The following is a 15614-nucleotide window of genomic DNA, read 5'->3' as shown; positions in this document are numbered from 1 at the left end:
GGCGACCACGTCGAGCGCCCGGCTTTCCCGGCAACGCCGAGAACCCGTCCTCGAGCGCCTTCTCCCACTCCGGAGCACCGACAGCGGAACTGCCCGCGATCCGGTCACGTGATCCCCGGCACAACGCGGTTAACCGGGATTCCGGGAAATCAGCCGACAACGAATCAGGGCCCGGTTCCATTTCTGGAACCGAGCCCTGATTTGTGTGGTGCGCCCGAAGGGATTCGAACCCCTAACCTTCTGATCCGTAGTCAGATGCTCTATCCGTTGAGCTACGGGCGCGTGGTTTTTCTTCAGTTATCACCCTATCACACCGGGTTTTGCGGAGGCTCCGGGATTTGAACCCGGGATGGGGGTGAACCCAAACCGCATTAGCAGTGCGGCGCCATAGACCAGACTAGGCGAAGCCTCCCGAGCAGCCCCTCGGCTACGACGCATAGATTACACACATCCCCGTCCGACTAGCAAAACGCCCCCCTTCCCACACGATCTTCGCTGGTCAGGGCCGCCACGACCGGCACGGGGACGTCGACTTCCGCAGGTCGTCCGACGCCCCCGTGACGTTCATCTCAGCGAGAGATCCAGTTCAGGAACGGGAGCAGGGCGTCGGGGTTGCGCAGGGCGTCCCGGCTGACCGCCCGCTCGGGGTCGACACCGGCCAGGATGCGCTTCACCGGCACCTCGCACTTCTTGCCGTTCAACGTCCTCGGCACCTCGGCGACCTCGACGAACCGGTCCGGGACGTGCCTCGGGGAGAGCAGGGCGCGCAGTCGCGCGCGCAGCTCCGCTTCCACCTCGGCCAGCGGCGCGCCCGCGTCGAGCACGACGAAGCAGAGCAGCTCGCCGTCCGGGTTGGCCGCGTCCGAGGTGTCCACGACGAGCGAGTCGGCCACGCCGTCGACCGCCTCCACCACCCGGTAGAACTCGCTCGTGCCCATCCGCACCCCGCCCCGGTTGAGCGTGGAGTCGCTGCGCCCGTAGATGACCGCGGTGCCCCTCGGGGTGATCCGGATCCAGTCCCCGTGCCGCCACACCCCCGGATAGGTCTCGAAGTACGCCTCGCGCAGCCGCGCGCCGTCCTCGTCGCCCCAGAAGAACACCGGCATCGACGGCATGGGCCTGGTGACCACCAGCTCGCCCACCTCGTCCAGCACGGGCCGCCCCGACTCGTCGTACGCGGCGACGGCCGCGCCGAGGGCCCGGCAGGACAGCTCGCCCACCCACACCGGCAGGTCCGGCGCGGCGGCGACGAAGGCGGTGCACATGTCGGTGCCGCCGGAGACCGAGGCGGTCTGCACGTCGCCCACGGCGTCGGCGACCCAGCGGAAGCCCTCGGGGGTGAGCGGGGCCCCGGTGGAGCCGACCACGCGCAGCGCCGACAGGTCGTGGTCGTCGCGGGGGCGCAGGCCCGCCTTCAGGCACGCCTGGAGGTACGGGGCCGAGGTGCCGAAGTAGGTGACCCGCTCCTGCTCGACCACCCGCCACAGCGCGGACAGGTCGGGGTGGCCGGGGCTGCCGTCGTAGAGCACGGCGGTGGCGCCGACGAGCAGGCCGGACACCAGGTAGTTCCACATCATCCAGCCGGTGGTGGTGAACCAGGTGAACCGGTCCCCCGGCCCCAGGTCGGAGTGCAGGGCGAGCATCTTCAGGTGCTCCAGGAGGATGCCGCCGTGGCCGTGGACGATGCCCTTGGGCAGGCCGGTGGTGCCGGACGAGTAGAGCACCCACAGCGGGTGGTCGAACGGGACCGGGTCGTAGGCCGGTTCGGCTCCCGCGTGCTCGGCCAGCAGCGCGTCCCAGCCGAGGGTTCCGGGCTCGTCGCCGCCGATCAGGACGGTGGCGACCAGGGACGGCACGGCGGCCCGCACCCGCGCCACGACCGGCCGCACGTCGTAGTCGCGCCCGCCGTACCGGTAGCCGGGCACGGCCACCAGCACCTTCGGCGTCACCTGGGCGAACCGGTCGACCACGGCGGGCGCGCCGAAGTCCGGCGAGCACGAGGACCAGGTGGCGCCCAGCGACGCGGCGGCGAGGAAGGCGATCAGCGCCTCGGGGGTGTTGGGGACCAGGCCGACGACGCGGTCGCCCGCGACCACCCCGAGCGCCTGGAGCGCGGCTCGGGCGGCGGCGACCCGCGCGCGCAGCTCGGCGTAGGTCAGCTCGGCGCGGTGGCCGTCCTCGCGGCGCAGCACGACCGCGACGCCCTCGTGGCGCAGGGCGTGCTCGGCGTAGTTGAGGGTGGCTCCGGGGAACCAGACCGCGCCGGGCATGGCGTCGACGGCGAGCACGCGCTCGGGGGGCGAGTGGAACCGGGTGGAGGTGAACTCGGCCAGCGCGCCCCAGAAACCCTCCAGGTCGCTCGTGGACCACTCCCACAGGCTCGGGTAGTCCGGGAGGTCCAGGCCGCGCTGCGCGCGCAGCCAGTCGCGGAAGGCGGCCATGCGGCTCGCCGCGACCCGATCGGGGTCGGGGGTCCACAGGGGCTCCGGCGAACCGGCGGCGGTGCCGGTCTGCGTGTCGGTCATGCACCGTTCCTAGCCGATGGGGGCGGCCCGGACCATGCCCCTGGCGGCCGTCGCGGCGGAACGGCGGGTGGGCCGCCTACGGGTGCGCGGCGTTCCCGGACGGCCGCCGGTCAGCGACCGGCCGCCACCACGCCCTCCAGGGCGCTGGTGAGGCGCTGGGCGTTCGCGGGCGCGAGCACCAGCCACGGGCCGTCGCGGCGGACCAGGTAGCGGCCCTCGGCGGTGTCCAGCCAGGACACCGCGCCGCCGGTGGGGCGCAGGTAGCCCGCCCGGTTGCGGGCGATCACGGCGACCTGGCCGCCGCCCCTGCGGGAGATCACCGCGCGCAGCAGGGTGTTCGCCTCCGGCTCGCGCACGCCGACCGACCGCAGCGCCTCCAGGAAGCCCTCGGCCCCGTCCACCCGCCCGGCCTCGCCCGCGGCGAGGTAGTCGGTCCAGCGGACGCTGACCGAGCGGCCGGAACCGGTGGGTGCGGCGGGCAGGGTCGCGATGGTCTTGGTGGCGAGCGCGGTGGCGTGGAACGAGGTGAGCTGGACCTGGCCGGCCGCGCGGGCGGCGAACGCGCCGTGCCACGCGGCGGTGGCCAGCCCGCGCCCCTGGTCGCCGCCCCTGGAGAACACGACCTCCAGGCCGACCTCGTACTCACCGAGGCCGCGCAGGATGTCGTGCAGCTGCTCGTCGGGCCGCTGCACGGTGCCGAGTCCGCGTCCCGCGAGCGCGCGGGACGCGGACTCGACCAGGCCGGCGCGCTCCGCCTGGGTGTGGCCGTAGTGCCTGGCGCCGAGCGGCACCGGCACGTCCGGACCGTGGACCGACTGCCAGAGCAGGAAGAACTCCTGCTCGCTCAGCCGGAAGACGCGCTCGGTCACAGGCCGATCACCGGGGGGGCTGCCTTGTGGTCGAGGCCGAAGACGTTCTCGTCGTCCTCCAGGTAGTCCGGCCGGTTGCGCGAGTCGTTGCCGCCGCCGCCCATGCCCGCCGCCATCGGGGGCGGCGCGGCCATCGGCGTGGCGCCGATCATGCCGTGCTGCGGGGCGACCGCCTTGGACGCCTGGAACTGGCTGGTCACGCCACCGGGCGAGCCGGAGGCGCCGTGGCCGGAGCCGACGTTCGCGGACGAGCCGCCCGCGCCGATCGGGGTCGCGCCGAGGGAGCCGCCGCCTGCCCCGCCGGAGGAGCCGGAGCCGGACGACGGGACGCGCCCGCGCGCGAACACCCCGCCGCCGCCGTAGCCGCCCGCGCCGCGTCCCGCGCCCGCGGGCATCCGCCCGGCCGAGCCGCCGCCCTGCTGGCGCTGCCGGTCCGCGCTGCTCTGACCGGTCGTGGCGGCCGGGTTGACCACGGCGGAACCGCCCGCGCCCGCCGGGCCGTCCGCCGTCGCGCCGCCCGGCGCGAGCGGGACCTGCGCGCCGGGGGTCGGGGTGGCGACCGGGTTCACCGGGGCGCTGAAGCTGGGGACGGTCAGGTCGACCGCGTAGGAGTTCTGCTGGAACATCGCCATGACCTCGGCGGCCTGGCGGTGCGTGGCGTCCGCGACGGCGGTCGTCTCGGCGGCCGGGGCGGCGACGGTGTCCAGGCCCGCGAACGACTCGGGCGTGGCCGTGCGGCGCAGCGCCGAGCCGAGCGTCGACGAGCCGGTCAGCGCGGACTCGGCGGTCGAGGTGGCCGGGACGTCCGCGGCGCGCGCGATCGCGGACGGGACGAGCGCCTGGTCCGCGCCGGGCGCGACGGCTCCGGGCACGACGGCGGTGGGCAGCGTCGGCGGCACGGGCGCGGGCATCTGCTCGCGCGCGGTGACGACGTGCTGGATCTCCTCGTTGATGCAGGTGGCGACGTTCTCGGCGTGGTCGCTGGTGTTCTGCGCCCACTTCATCACCGACTCCAGGCCCTCGCGGGCGCGGTCGGCGGTCTCGCCCTCCCACGCCTGGCTGGACTGGTTGATCGCCTTGACGAGCAGGTCGCGGACCTCGCCGAGGGACTTGCCGATGCCGCTCCAGCCCGCCTTGGCGCTGGTGGCGCTGTCCAGGTCGACGCCCGTGTGCACCATGTCGTAGAGCTGCTGGTGCGTGTAGGTCATCCAGTCGACCTTCTGCCCCAGCTCGGACGGCTCGTTGCCCCGGCCGTAGCCGCCGTGGTCGCCACCGCCCTGGTCGCCACCGCCCTGGTTGGCGTGGTCGCCGTTCTTCCGGTGGTCGCGCTGCTCGCCTGCCATCAGTGGTGCCCCCACCCGGACTTGTTGAAGTTGTCCCTGGCGTCGTCGTCCGCGTTCCTGATGTTGCGGGCCGCCTTGCGGATCGTCTCCTCGACCTCGAGGAGGATGCGCAGGAAGTCGCCGATCACGTTGACCGCCGAGGACTCGTCGCCCACCGCGAGGTCGTGCAGGCGCTTGCTGATCGAGCGGCCGACCCAGTTGTCGCCGAAGCGCAGCTCCACGTCGAGGCTGGTGAGCGCGGTGACGTGGACGGAGCTGACCATGTCGCGGGCCTCGGTGATCAGCTTGAGCAGCTCGTCGACGGACTGGTTGTCCATCGCGAGCTTGACCTGGCCCTTGTCGACGGCGTCGAGCGCGGCGCCCGCCTTCTCCAGGTCGGCCTTGGCGGCCCCGGTGAAGCTGGCGTCGCCCTCGGCGGGGTCGCCTGCGGCGGCAGCTGCGCCCGCGGTCGTCGCGCCCGCGGTCGTCGCGCCTGCGGTCACCGGGTCGGCGGTCGCCGGATCGGTGGCGGGCGTGGTGGGCGCGGGGGTCGACGCGGCCGGGGACGGGGCAGCGGTGGTCGCCGGGTCGGCGGTCTGCGGGGGCGCCGCGGGGAGCGGGGCGGCCGGGATCGGCGCGGCTCCGGTCGTCGCGGCGGGTTCGGTGGTGGCCCCGAGCGGGACGCCGGCCACGAGGTCGGCGGGGTCGAGGTCCGCGGGGGCGACCGCCGGCTCGGCGGCCGTCGCGAAGGTCGGGTCCGCGAGCGTCCCGGAGATCGGCTCGGAGATCGGCGCGGCGGCCGTCGCCGTGGTCGGGTCGGCGGCCGTCCCGGTGGCGCCCGGAGCGGCGGCGGGGCCGGTCGCGCCCGCTGCGGCGGTCGTGCCCGCCGACATGCCGCTCGGCGCGGCGGCCGTGGGCAGCACCGGGGGCGCGTCCGGGGTCTGGTGCGCGGCGTTCTGGGCCGCGGCGGGAGCGGGCGCGGCGGGAGCGGGCGCGGCGGGCGTCGAGGCCGGGCTGACCGGGCCGTGGACGATCTGGTTGCCCTGCGCGCCCGCCGCCTGCGCGGCCTGGGGCTGCGCGGACTGCTGCTGGGGCGCGGGCGGGAGGGGAGCGGCGCTGCCCGCCGCGGTCGCGCCTCCGGGCGGCGTGCTCCCCGGTGGGGTGGTGCGCGCGCCACCGGGCTGGGCGCCCGGCACGACCTGGGTCGCGGCGGGGCCCTGCCCGGTCGACGCGGGCCTGGCGTCGGCCGCGGTGATCTTGTGGGTCGTCGAGGACGCGGGCAGGGCGTGCGCGAGGTCCTTGAGCGAGATCGTCTGGGTGGTGGACTGGGTGACGGCGCGCCCCGCCTCGGCCAGCTCGGCCGGGCCGAGGTGCTTCGTCGCCCCGTCGGGTATCACCCCCTTCAGGGTGACCCGTACGGGTGATGCCCTGGATGAGGGTCGTCGTGGCGGGCGCGACGAGCGCGGCCACGTCCAGCGCGGACAGCACCCTGGTCGCCGCGGCGCCCGGCGCCTCGGTCCCGTCCTCCTCCTCGGCGCGCGCTGGTGTGCCCGGAGGGCCGCCGAGCGCGTGCGCCGCCGCGACGTCGCCGGGCCGCACGACCTGGGTCGACGCCGTGTCGGCGGGTGGCGTCGGGCCGGTCGCGGGCGTCGGCGCCCCGAGGAAGCCCGCGGGCGCGGCCTGCGTCAGCCGCACCGTGTTCCCGTCACTCATCCACTACCCCCTAGCACTGCGTTCTCGCCGCAACCTCGCCGCGCGTTACCGGCGCGCGCGGCCACACGCCCTGGACGCGCCTCCTTAGATGTACCCGCTACCCAAGTTGGTTCCAAGGGGTAGCGAAATGACTACCGGAGATGCGAATCGAACCAGTTCAGGGCGCGCTGCCACGCGTCCGAGGCGTTGGACGGCGAGGTGTCGAACCGGTGCTCGGAGTCCTCGTAGCGGACGACGTCGGTGGCCACGGGGGCCCCGGCGGCGGCGTCGCGGAGCTTGGCGACCTCGGCGGCGGGCACCCCGTCGTCCGACGCGCCGTAGAGCCCGAGCCACGGGCAGGCCAGCTCCTGCGCGAGGTCGACCAGCGGGGGCAGCCCGGCGGCGAGCGGTTCGAGCACGCCACCGCCGCCGACGGTCACCGCCGCGCCGACGCTGCGGCTCGCCGCGACCGCCATCGCGACCGACCCGCCGAGGTCGAAGCCCACGACGCCCATCAGGTCGGTGCTCACGCCGCGCTGGCCGAGCCAGACGAAGGCCACGTCGGTGTCCGCCAGGACGGACTCGCCGTCCAGCCCGCTGACGGCCGTGCCCGCCTGGTCGTCGTCGAGCTCGTCGTCCGCGTACAGGTGGGGCGCGACGGCCAGCCACCCCTCGGCCGCGAGGCCGCTCACCAGACCGCGCACGGCGTCGGTGACACCGCGCGCCTCGTGCAGCACGACCAGTCCGCCGCGCACGGCGGACTCCGGCTCGGCGACGGTCATCCGCAGCTCGCGGCCGTCGGTGAGCTGGAGGGTCTCGATGCGGGTCTGCTTCATGTCCCAACCCTTCCACGCCGGGGTGAACAGCGGTCAACGTGAGGATCCGTACTCCGCGTGTGCAACATCTCGGTTTGCAGGGGATAACGTGCAGGTCGGACCCGGAACAAGGAGACCTTGGATGAGCGTGCGCACCCGCCCGGACCTCTCGCTGCTGCCCCCGTACGTGCCGGGCCGGAGCGTTCCGGGGGCGATCAAGCTGGCGAGCAACGAGGTGTCCGCAGGACCGCTGCCCAGCGTGGTGCGGGCGATCGCGGACGCGGCCACCTCGGTCAACCGCTACCCGGACAGCGGGTCGGGGGCGCTCGTGGAGCGGCTGAGCGGGAAGCTCGGGGTGCCCGAGGAGCAGATCGCGGTGGGGTGCGGCTCGGTCACGCTGTGCCAGCAGCTCGTGCAGGCGACCTGCGGCGAGGGCGACGAGGTGCTGTTCCCGTGGCGCTCGTTCGAGGCGTACCCGATCATCACGCAGGTCGTGGGCGCCACCCAGCGGCGGGTGCCGCTGACCCCGGAGCACGGGTTGGACCTGGACGCGATGGCGGAGGCGATCACGCCGAGCACGCGGCTGGTGTTCGTGTGCAACCCGAACAACCCGACCGGGACGGCCGTGCGCACCGAGGAGGTCGAGCGGTTCGTCGAGCGGGTGCCGGACGACGTGCTCGTGGTGCTGGACGAGGCGTACAAGGAGTTCGTGGACGACCCGCACGTGCCGGACGGGGTCGAGCTGGCCAAGGCGCACTGGTCGCGGGGGCGGGACAACGTGGCGGTGCTGCGGACGTTCTCCAAGGCGTACGGGCTGGCGGGGCTGCGGGTCGGGTACGCGGTGGGGTCGCCGCAGGTCGCCGACGCGCTGCGGAAGGTGTACGTGCCGTTCGGGGTGAACGCGCTGGCGCAGGTGGCGGCGATCGCGTCGCTGGACGCCGAGCCCGAGCTGCTGGAGCGGTGCCGGGGGCTGGTCGTGGAGCGGGGGCGGGTGCGGGCGGAGCTTCTGGCGGCCGGGTACGAGGTGCCGGAGACGCAGGCGAACTTCGTGTGGTTGCCGCTGGGCGAGCGGACGGCGGCGTTCAACGAGCACTGCCTGGACCGGAAGGTCGTGGTGCGGGCGTTCGCGGGTGACGGGGCGCGGGTGACGATCGGGTCGCCGGAGGAGAACGAGGCGTTCCTGGTGGCGGCGCGGTCGTTCGAGCGCTGAGGCGGTGGGCGGGCCTCTTCTCCTGGGGCCCGCCCCGCCTGCCCGTTCGCCCGGCTCACCCGGCTCGCCCGGCTCGTCAGGCGAGCAGCAGCTGGGCGATGGCGGCGAGCCCGACGAGGACGATGACGCCGCGCAGCACGGGCGGCGGGAGCCTGCGGCCGATCTTCGCGCCGATCTGGCCGCCGACGACGGCGCCGAGGGCGAGGAGCAGGACGACCAGCCACTCGACGTCGGCGATGAAGATGAACAGGACGCCCGCGACGAGGTTCACGAAGGCGGTGAGCACGTTCTTGAGGGCGTTCATGCGCTGGAGCTGGTCGTTGACGAGCGCGCCCATGAGGCCCATGACCAGCACGCCCTGGGCGGCGCCGAAGTAGCCGCCGTAAATGCCCGCGAGGAGCACGCCGATCCAGAGGGCGGCGCCGCCGTGCGCGGGCCGCCGGCGTTCGGCGAGCTTGCGGTTGATCCACGGCTGGGCGACGACGAGCACGAGGGCGACGGCGATGAGCACGGGCACGATCGCGGAGAACGCCGACTCCGGCAGCACGACCAGCAGGACGGCCCCGACGATCCCGCCGAGGACGGAGGCGGGCAGCAGCCGCCTGATCCGCTCCCCCTGGCCCTTGAGCTCCTCGCGGTACCCGTAGGCGCCGCTGAGCGAGCCGGGGACCAGGCCGAGGCTGTTGGAGACGTTGGCGACCACGGGCGGGTAGCCGATGGCGAGCAGGACGGGGAAGGTGACGAGCGTGCCGGAGCCCACGACGGTGTTGATGGCGCCCGCGAACATCCCCGCGAGAGCGACGACGACCGCCTCGAACACCGTCATCACGTGCCCCTCCCCGTCGGTCGCGGACAGCGCGCGGACGCTAACACCGGGTGCCCGGCGTTGTGGCGGGGCGGCGATCCATCTCACGATCACTTGCGGAGGGGTCGGGCGAGCAGCGGGACGCGATCCGGGCGGCGCACGTTTTCCGGCGCGACCGGTTATCACCCGAAAAGCCGAGGGGCCGTCCCACCCGAAAGCGGAACGGCCCGACTCGAATCCTTCGACCACGTGCGGAAGCGGAGGGATTTGAACCCCCGGACCCGTGAAGGTCTCCCGCTTTCAAGGCGGGTGCATTAGGCCGCTCTGCCACGCTTCCCTGCGCGACGAGGTTACCCGTCCGACCCCCGCAGGTGCGTGATGACCCGGTTGAAGACCTTCGCCAGGACCTCCTGCTCCTCCGGGCTGAGCAGGTCCACCATGTGCTCGCGCACGCCCCGCACGTGCGTCGGGGCGGAGTTCTCCAGGAGGCGGGCGCCGTCCGCGGTCAGCTCGGCGAACACGCCCCTGCCGTCCTCCGGGCACTCGCGGCGCCTGACCAGGCCCTCCTTCTCCATCCGCGCGACCTGGTGCGACACCCGGCTCTTGGACGACGCGACGTCCTCCGCCAGCTGGGACATCCGCATCCGGCCGCCCGGCTGCTCGGAGAGCCGCACCATGATCTCGTAGTCCGCGAGCGACAGGTCGTGGTCGGTCTGGAGCTCGCGGTGCAGCCGGTCGGAGAGCATCGCCGCCCCGACCACGTAGTTGCGCCACGCGCGCATCTCGCCCTCGTCCAACCACCGCGGTTCAGCTCCCACACCGCACAGGCTAAGGCCGCGCGCGGCCCCGACCGCGACATCTCCGTTAACGGACGATCCTCCGGGATGTCTGGTGCCCTTCACCCGCGCGCGGCAGACTGCCACGCCGAACGCGCTCCTCCCCTACCCGGAGCGCGCCTCCTCCTAGGAGTCCCCAACATGACCTGGTTCAGACGGAGCGCCGCGCTGGCGGCGACCGCCGTTGCCGGCGCCGCGGTCCTGCTCGCGCAGTCCCCGGCGACGCCCGCGCAGGCGGACGGCCGCGCGTCGGGCAAGACGGTGGACGTGCGGTTGATCGGCATCAACGACCTGCACGGCAACATCGAGCCGCCCACGGGCTCCTCCGGGCGGGTGACCCTGTCCGACGGGACCACCGTCAACGCCGGTGGCGCGGCGTTCAACGCCACGCACATCAAGAAGCTCCAGTCCGAGGTGCGCAACTCGGTGATCGTCGGGCAGGGCGACCTGATCGGCGCCTCGCCCGTGGTGTCGGCGCTGTTCCACGACGAGCCGACCGTGGAGATCCTGAACAAGGTCGGCATGGACGCGACCGCGGCGGGCAACCACGAGTTCGACGAGGGCTACCGCGAGCTGCTGCGGATGCAGCACGGCGGCTGCCACCCGGTCGACGGCTGCCAGTTCAGCCCGTCGTACACCGGCGCGAAGTTCAAGATCCTCGGCGCGAACGTGACCCTGGCCAAGTCGGGCCTGCCCGCGCTGCCGCCGTTCTGGGTCGAGTTCCGCGACGGCGTGCCGATCGGCTTCATCGGGATGCCGCTGAAGGACGTGCCGATCCTGGTCGACCCGAACGGCATCAAGGACCTGAAGTTCGGCGACGAGATCGCCGCCGCGAACAAGTACGCGGACCTGCTGAACTGGCTGGGCGTCAAGTCCATCGTGCTGCTGGTGCACCAGGGCGACAACACCACCGGCGGCGGCCCCGACGACTGCAACACGGTCTCGGGCGGGCCCGGTCGGCTGATCGCGGAGAAGGTCAGCCCGAAGATCGACGCGGTCTTCTCCGGCCACAGCCACCAGCAGTACAACTGCACGGTCACCGACCCGGCGGGCAACCCGCGCCCGTTCATCGAGGGCCTGGCGTTCGGCCGCGAGCTGTCCGTGGTCGACCTGAAGATCGACAAGCGGACCCGCGACGTCGTGCGCTCGGCCACCAAGGCGCGCAACCACGTCGTCACCCAGGACGTCACCCCGGACCCGAAGATCCAGGCCGTGATCGACCAGGCCAAGACCAAGGCGGGCCCGATCGCGAACAAGCAGGTCGGCACCATCGCGTCGGACGTCCTGCGGGCGCAGAACCCGGCGGGCGAGTCGCCGCTGGGCAACCTGATCGCGGACTCGCAGCTGGCCGCCACCACCGGCAACGGCGCGGTCGCCGCGCTGATGAACCCCGGCGGCGTGCGCGCCGACCTGACCTACGCGGGCTCGCCCGCCGGTGAGGGCGACGGGGTGGTGACCTACGGCGAGGCGTTCACCGTGCAGCCGTTCGGCAACATCCTGCAGACCGTCTCGCTGACCGGCGCGCAGCTCAAGGCGGCGCTGGAGCAGCAGTGGCAGACCGTGAACGGCGCGCAGCGGCAGATCGTGCTCCAGCCGTCGGCGGGCCTGACCTACTCCTGGTCGGCGTCCGCGCCGCAGGGCGCCAAGATCTCGAACCTGGCGATCAACGGCACGGCGGTCGACCCGGCCGCCAGCTACCGGATCACGATCAACAGCTTCCTGCAGGGCGGCGGCGACGGCTTCAGCGCCTTCACCGCGGGCACCTCGGTGACCGGTGGCGGCATCGACCTGGACGCCTTCGCCGGCTACCTGGCCACGCACCCCAACGTGTCCGCCCCGGCGCTGGACCGCATCACCACCACCCCGTAGTCGGGTGGGGCGGTGGGCGGGCCACGCACGGCCCGCTCACCGTCCGCGACCACTGTCCTCCACGGACGGTGTGTCGTCGTTTCACCAGTTCAGGCGGGTTGCGATCACGTGGGGAGCAGGCGCATCCTCGAAACCAGGAACGGCGGCCGGGAACAACCCGGCTCGCACTCCGGAAGGGTTAGGTGGTGCGGTGCTGACATGTCCTCTCAGTGACGTCCCGCAGTCCCGCGGAGGGATCGGGCGCAGTCCACGCGCTTGACGCTGTTGACCCGGTGCTCTCCGGCGCCGTCTCGAACGACGCCGCCCGAGGTCCACGCCAACCTCGCGCCGGACGCGAACGTCACTCCCGTAGTGGAAGAAACCAGGAGGTGGGCCCGGAGGATCGGGCCCACCTCCTGGCGCGTCCGGGGCTAAAGTTGATCGCAGCCCGTGGCGGACGCGACTTGTGGAGGAACCTCGTGCAGTTCAACGAGGACGCGGAACTGGACACCTCGCAGGTCAACGACCAGCGGGGCGTCGGCGGAAGGGTCGCCCTCGGCGGGGGCGGGCTCGGGATCGTCGGCGTGATCATCTACCTGGTGCTGAACCAGATCGGCGGCGGCGTCCCGCTGCCGCAGGGGTCCGGGTTCGGCGACGTGGGGCAGAACCAGCAGGTCGGGTCGCAGTCCCTGGGGCAGAAGTGCCGCACGGGCGCCGACGCGAACCGCTCGGACGACTGCCGCGCGGTGGCGTTCATCAACTCGATCCAGGCGTTCTGGAACGACCAGTTCGCCCGGTCCGGCCGGTCCTACAAGGCCGCGCAGACCAACTTCTTCTCCGGCGGCGTGCGCACGAACGGCTGCGGCAGCGCGAGCTCCGCGTCGGGCCCGTTCTACTGCCCGGCCGACTCGCAGGTGTACATCGACCTGACCTTCTTCCAGGAGCTGAAGACGAAGTTCGGCGCCACGGGCGGTCCGTTCGTCGAGGCGTACGTGCTGGCGCACGAGTACGGGCACCACGTGCAGAACCTGCTGGGCACCTCCAGCCGGGTCGGCGGGGAGACGGGCCCGAAGTCGGGTTCGGTGCGCCTGGAGCTCCAGGCGGACTGCTACGCGGGCGCCTGGGCGAACCACGCGACCACGACGCCCGCCGCGTCCGGCAAGCCGCTGATCACCGGGGTGACGGACCAGGACATCGCCGCCGCGCTGGACGCCGCCGCGCGCATCGGCGACGACTTCATCCAGAAGGAGCTGGGCGGCGGCCGGGTGGACACCACGCAGTTCTCGCACGGCTCCTCGGAGCAGCGGCAGAAGTGGTACACCGCCGGGTACCGGAGCGGGAACCCGGCGCAGTGCGGGACGTTCGACACCGACGACCTGGGCTGACCCGGTCCGGGGGAGACGAGGAGGGGGCGCCCCGCCACACCGGCGGGACGCCCCCTCGCTGTGTGCCGGGCCGCTCGCTAGGCCACGTCCGCGTGGCTCGGGTGGACCACCGCCGCGCGGGCCTGGGCCGCGGCGCGGGAGGTCGACCTGGTCGCGCGCGGCGGGACGCCGTTCACGTCCTCGGTGCTGATCGCGTAGCTCGCGGTCACCCAGGCGAGCGCGTCGGCGTTGCGGTCCAGCGCCGTGCGGTCGAGGTTGGCCAGGGTGTCGCCGGGGCCGTGGTAGTTCGGGTCGAACGCGGCTCCCGCCTCGCCGCCCCACTTCGCGGCCTGGTCGTCGGTCTTCTTCCCCTCGGCCCCGGTGAACAGGCCGCCCGCCGGGATGCCCCTGGCGATGAACTCGCCGTAGTCCGAGCGCCCGTCGAAGTCGGTGCCCTCCACCTCGACGCCCTTGGCGGCGGCCAGGTAGTCGGTGAACGCCTGCTCGACCTGGGCGGAGCCGTGCGGGCCGGGGCCCGCGCCGACGCCGTCCGAGTCGTCGCCGTCGTAGACGAAGTACGCGGCGTTCGGCGAGCCGATCATGTCGAAGTTCAGGTACAGCGCGATGTCCAGCTGCTGCTCGAAGTCCAGCGCCCGCACGTACTCGGTGGACCCGACCAGCCCCAGCTCCTCGGCGCCCCACCAGGCGAACCGCACCGCGTTGTTCACCTTGGGCGAGCCGCCGAGCTTGAGCGCGGTCTCCAGCAGCCCGGCCGAGCCGGTGCCGTTGTCGTTGATGCCCGGCCCCTCCTCGACGCTGTCCAGGTGCGCGCCCGCCATCACGACGTTGTCGGAGCGGCCGGTCCTGGTCTGGGCGATGACGTTGCGGGCGACCCGGTTCTCCTCGTGGAACCGCAGGTCCACGGTCACCTGCTGCCCGGCGCGGCCGAACAGCGCGGTGCCGTCGGCCTTGCTCACCCCGCCGGTGGGCACGACGCCCGGCGAGCCGAGGGTGACGCCGGACAGCGGGCCGTCGGCGTTGTTCGCGACGAGCACGGCGACCGCGCCCGCCGCCGCGGCGTTGCGGTGCTTCACGTCGAACGTGCAGGCGCCCCGGCGGATCAGCGCGATCGCGCCGGTGAAGTCCTGCCCGGCGAAGTCGTCCGCCTCGCAGCCGGGGGTGGCGTCCTCGGGCACGGCCCGCAGCGGGCCGGTGAGGCCGCCGACGGGCGTCTGCGGCGACTCCTCCAGCGCCAGCGCCTCGTACTCGTCGCCGCCGACCGCGGCCGTGGCGGCGTCGTAGACCTGGACGGGGTAGGTGAACTGCGGCGTGGTCACCTCGTACCCGGCGCCGCGCAGCTTGCCGACGACGTAGTCGACGCTGGCGTCGTAGCCGGGGGTGCCGACGGCGCGGTTGCCGTCGTTGCGGTCGGCGATGCGCTGGAGGGCGATCAGGTGCCGGTTGACGCCGTCGACCCCGACCTCCTTCGTGAGCTTCTTCGCCAGTGCGGGGCCGTCCGGACCGGCCGGGGCGGCGGTCGCGGTCGGTACGGCCACCAGCGCGAGGGAAGCCGACGCCGCGATGGCCACCGCGCGTCGGACTCCGTTCTTTGCTGACATGGGCTGCCCTTCACTCGGATTGCGGCACCCTCCTAAACCCGGTGGTGCGCCCGCAATCCTTCGGCCGGGGGTTTCTTCACGCGGTGAGCAGTTCTGCGCACGCTGCGTGTCCCTCGACCGTGGGATTCCAGGTCGGGCGGGTGAACTGCTCGCGGGTCACCAGGAGCCGGATCTCGGTGACCGCCTCGCCACGGCGCACGGCGACCTTGGTGCCGTCGGGCCGGTAGCCGAGCTTGCGGCTGACGGCGAGCGACGCGGCGTTGTCCTCCCACGCGGCCGAGCGCGCCTGGACCGCGCCCAGGTGGTCGAAGGCGTAGGCGAGGACGGCGGCGCGCATCTCGGTGCCCAGGCCCGAGCCCTGGTGCCGCAGGCCGAGCCACGAGCCGGTCATGACCTCGCGGGTGGCGGCGAAGTCCTTGGCCTCCACGCTCTGCGTGCCGATCACCCGGCCGTCCAGGCGCACCAGGAAGTTCAGCGACCAGTCGTCCAAGGTGAGCGCGGCGCGCATCCGCCAGTGGTGCTGGAGGGTGCTGGTGGCCAGCCGGTCGGCGGACGCGTCGGTCCACGGGAAGGCGAACGGCATGTACTCCGGCGGGTGGACGCCCCGCTGCGCCTCGGCGGCGAGCTCGAGCAGGCCCGCGTCGTCGTCCGGGCGCAGTTCGAGCCTGGGCGTGGTGATGACGAGGTCGTGGAAGGGCCAGGGGTTCAT

General features: G+C 73.4%; 13 protein-coding genes and 3 tRNA genes. 4 read left to right on the top strand and 12 right to left on the bottom strand.

Annotated features, from left to right (window positions below; genetic code table 11):
- Positions 1-206 precede the first annotated feature (206 nt).
- The 6 genes from AMIR_RS00785 to AMIR_RS35210 all read right to left on the bottom strand — a co-directional run bounded on the left by AMIR_RS00785 (position 207) and on the right by AMIR_RS35210 (position 6113).
- A tRNA-Arg gene (locus AMIR_RS00785) sits at positions 207-282 on the bottom strand.
- 41 nt (positions 283-323) lie between these two features.
- Positions 324-412 (bottom strand) — tRNA-Ser (locus tag AMIR_RS00780).
- 157 nt (positions 413-569) lie between these two features.
- Positions 570-2525 (bottom strand): acetoacetate--CoA ligase, encoded by a 1956-nt coding sequence (locus AMIR_RS00775; protein ID WP_012782786.1) that lies wholly within the window; start codon positions 2523-2525, stop codon positions 570-572.
- A 110-nt stretch (positions 2526-2635) separates the two neighbouring features.
- Positions 2636-3394 (bottom strand): ESX secretion-associated protein EspG, encoded by a 759-nt coding sequence (locus AMIR_RS00770; RefSeq protein ID WP_012782785.1) that lies wholly within the window; start codon positions 3392-3394, stop codon positions 2636-2638.
- Positions 3391-4752, bottom strand: a complete 1362-nt coding sequence (locus AMIR_RS00765) for a PPE domain-containing protein (protein WP_143760603.1) — start codon at positions 4750-4752, stop codon at positions 3391-3393. Before AMIR_RS00765 ends, AMIR_RS00770 begins: the two co-directional genes overlap by 4 nt.
- Positions 4737-6113 (bottom strand): hypothetical protein, encoded by a 1377-nt coding sequence (locus AMIR_RS35210; protein ID WP_012782783.1) that lies wholly within the window; start codon positions 6111-6113, stop codon positions 4737-4739. The genes AMIR_RS00765 and AMIR_RS35210 overlap by 16 nt, the downstream gene beginning before the upstream one ends.
- 35 nt (positions 6114-6148) lie before the next feature.
- Between AMIR_RS35210 and AMIR_RS00755 the strand changes: the two genes are divergently transcribed.
- The gene (locus AMIR_RS00755) at positions 6149-6517 is read left to right on the top strand and encodes a hypothetical protein (RefSeq protein ID WP_143760601.1); all 369 of its coding nucleotides are present in this window, start codon (positions 6149-6151) and stop codon (positions 6515-6517) included.
- 43 nt (positions 6518-6560) lie between these two features.
- On the opposite strand, the gene AMIR_RS00750 is transcribed toward AMIR_RS00755, so the two are convergent.
- Positions 6561-7244 carry a dienelactone hydrolase family protein gene (locus tag AMIR_RS00750; RefSeq protein ID WP_012782781.1) on the bottom strand — a complete coding sequence of 228 codons (684 nt, stop codon included), beginning with the start codon at positions 7242-7244 and terminating at the stop codon, positions 6561-6563.
- 121 nt (positions 7245-7365) lie between these two features.
- Between AMIR_RS00750 and hisC the strand changes: the two genes are divergently transcribed.
- Positions 7366-8433 (top strand): histidinol-phosphate transaminase, encoded by a 1068-nt coding sequence (hisC, locus tag AMIR_RS00745; protein WP_012782780.1) that lies wholly within the window; start codon positions 7366-7368, stop codon positions 8431-8433.
- 76 nt (positions 8434-8509) lie between these two features.
- On the opposite strand, the gene AMIR_RS00740 is transcribed toward hisC, so the two are convergent.
- From AMIR_RS00740 to AMIR_RS00730, 3 genes are all read right to left on the bottom strand, one after another.
- Positions 8510-9259, bottom strand: coding sequence for a sulfite exporter TauE/SafE family protein (locus AMIR_RS00740; RefSeq protein WP_012782779.1), 750 nt, complete (start codon positions 9257-9259; stop codon positions 8510-8512).
- A gap of 231 nt (positions 9260-9490) precedes the next feature.
- Positions 9491-9575 (bottom strand) — tRNA-Ser (locus AMIR_RS00735).
- Between the two features lie 13 nt (positions 9576-9588).
- Positions 9589-10020 carry a MarR family winged helix-turn-helix transcriptional regulator gene (locus AMIR_RS00730; protein WP_049796712.1) on the bottom strand — a complete coding sequence of 144 codons (432 nt, stop codon included), beginning with the start codon at positions 10018-10020 and terminating at the stop codon, positions 9589-9591.
- Positions 10021-10215: 195 nt separating this feature from the next.
- Between AMIR_RS00730 and AMIR_RS00725 the strand changes: the two genes are divergently transcribed.
- Positions 10216-11943, top strand: a complete 1728-nt coding sequence (locus AMIR_RS00725; protein WP_012782777.1) for a bifunctional metallophosphatase/5'-nucleotidase — start codon at positions 10216-10218, stop codon at positions 11941-11943.
- Between the two features lie 458 nt (positions 11944-12401).
- Entirely contained in the window at positions 12402-13307 is a 906-nt protein-coding gene (gene ypfJ / locus AMIR_RS00720) for a KPN_02809 family neutral zinc metallopeptidase (protein ID WP_012782776.1), read from the top strand.
- Between the two features lie 77 nt (positions 13308-13384).
- Here ypfJ and AMIR_RS00715 read toward each other — a convergent pair whose 3' ends face one another.
- Positions 13385-14905: a M28 family metallopeptidase gene (locus AMIR_RS00715; RefSeq protein WP_012782775.1), complete on the bottom strand. Its 1521-nt coding sequence runs from the start codon at positions 14903-14905 to the stop codon at positions 13385-13387.
- Between the two features lie 76 nt (positions 14906-14981).
- The gene (locus AMIR_RS00710) at positions 14982-15614 is read right to left on the bottom strand and encodes a GNAT family N-acetyltransferase (protein WP_012782774.1); all 633 of its coding nucleotides are present in this window, start codon (positions 15612-15614) and stop codon (positions 14982-14984) included.

Origin of the sequence: Actinosynnema mirum DSM 43827 (assembly GCF_000023245.1) — a bacterium.
Classification (GTDB): Bacteria; Actinomycetota; Actinomycetes; order Mycobacteriales; family Pseudonocardiaceae; genus Actinosynnema; species Actinosynnema mirum.
This window is presented reverse-complemented; position numbering and strand designations above follow the sequence as displayed.

Bases quoted from the DNA above. Each gene is read 5' to 3' on its own strand.
- AMIR_RS00775 (WP_012782786.1), bottom strand. From the start codon at position 2,525: ATGACCGACACGCAGACCGGCACCGCCGCCGGTTCGCCGGAGCCCCTG.
- AMIR_RS00755 (WP_143760601.1), top strand. From the start codon at position 6,149: ATGAGGGTCGTCGTGGCGGGCGCGACGAGCGCGGCCACGTCCAGCGCG.
- AMIR_RS00750 (WP_012782781.1), bottom strand. From the start codon at position 7,244: ATGAAGCAGACCCGCATCGAGACCCTCCAGCTCACCGACGGCCGCGAG.
- hisC (WP_012782780.1), top strand. From the start codon at position 7,366: ATGAGCGTGCGCACCCGCCCGGACCTCTCGCTGCTGCCCCCGTACGTG.
- AMIR_RS00740 (WP_012782779.1), bottom strand. From the start codon at position 9,259: ATGACGGTGTTCGAGGCGGTCGTCGTCGCTCTCGCGGGGATGTTCGCG.
- AMIR_RS00730 (WP_049796712.1), bottom strand. From the start codon at position 10,020: ATGCGCGCGTGGCGCAACTACGTGGTCGGGGCGGCGATGCTCTCCGAC.
- AMIR_RS00725 (WP_012782777.1), top strand. From the start codon at position 10,216: ATGACCTGGTTCAGACGGAGCGCCGCGCTGGCGGCGACCGCCGTTGCC.
- AMIR_RS00715 (WP_012782775.1), bottom strand. From the start codon at position 14,905: ATGTCAGCAAAGAACGGAGTCCGACGCGCGGTGGCCATCGCGGCGTCG.
- AMIR_RS00710 (WP_012782774.1), bottom strand. From the start codon at position 15,614: ATGAACCCCTGGCCCTTCCACGACCTCGTCATCACCACGCCCAGGCTC.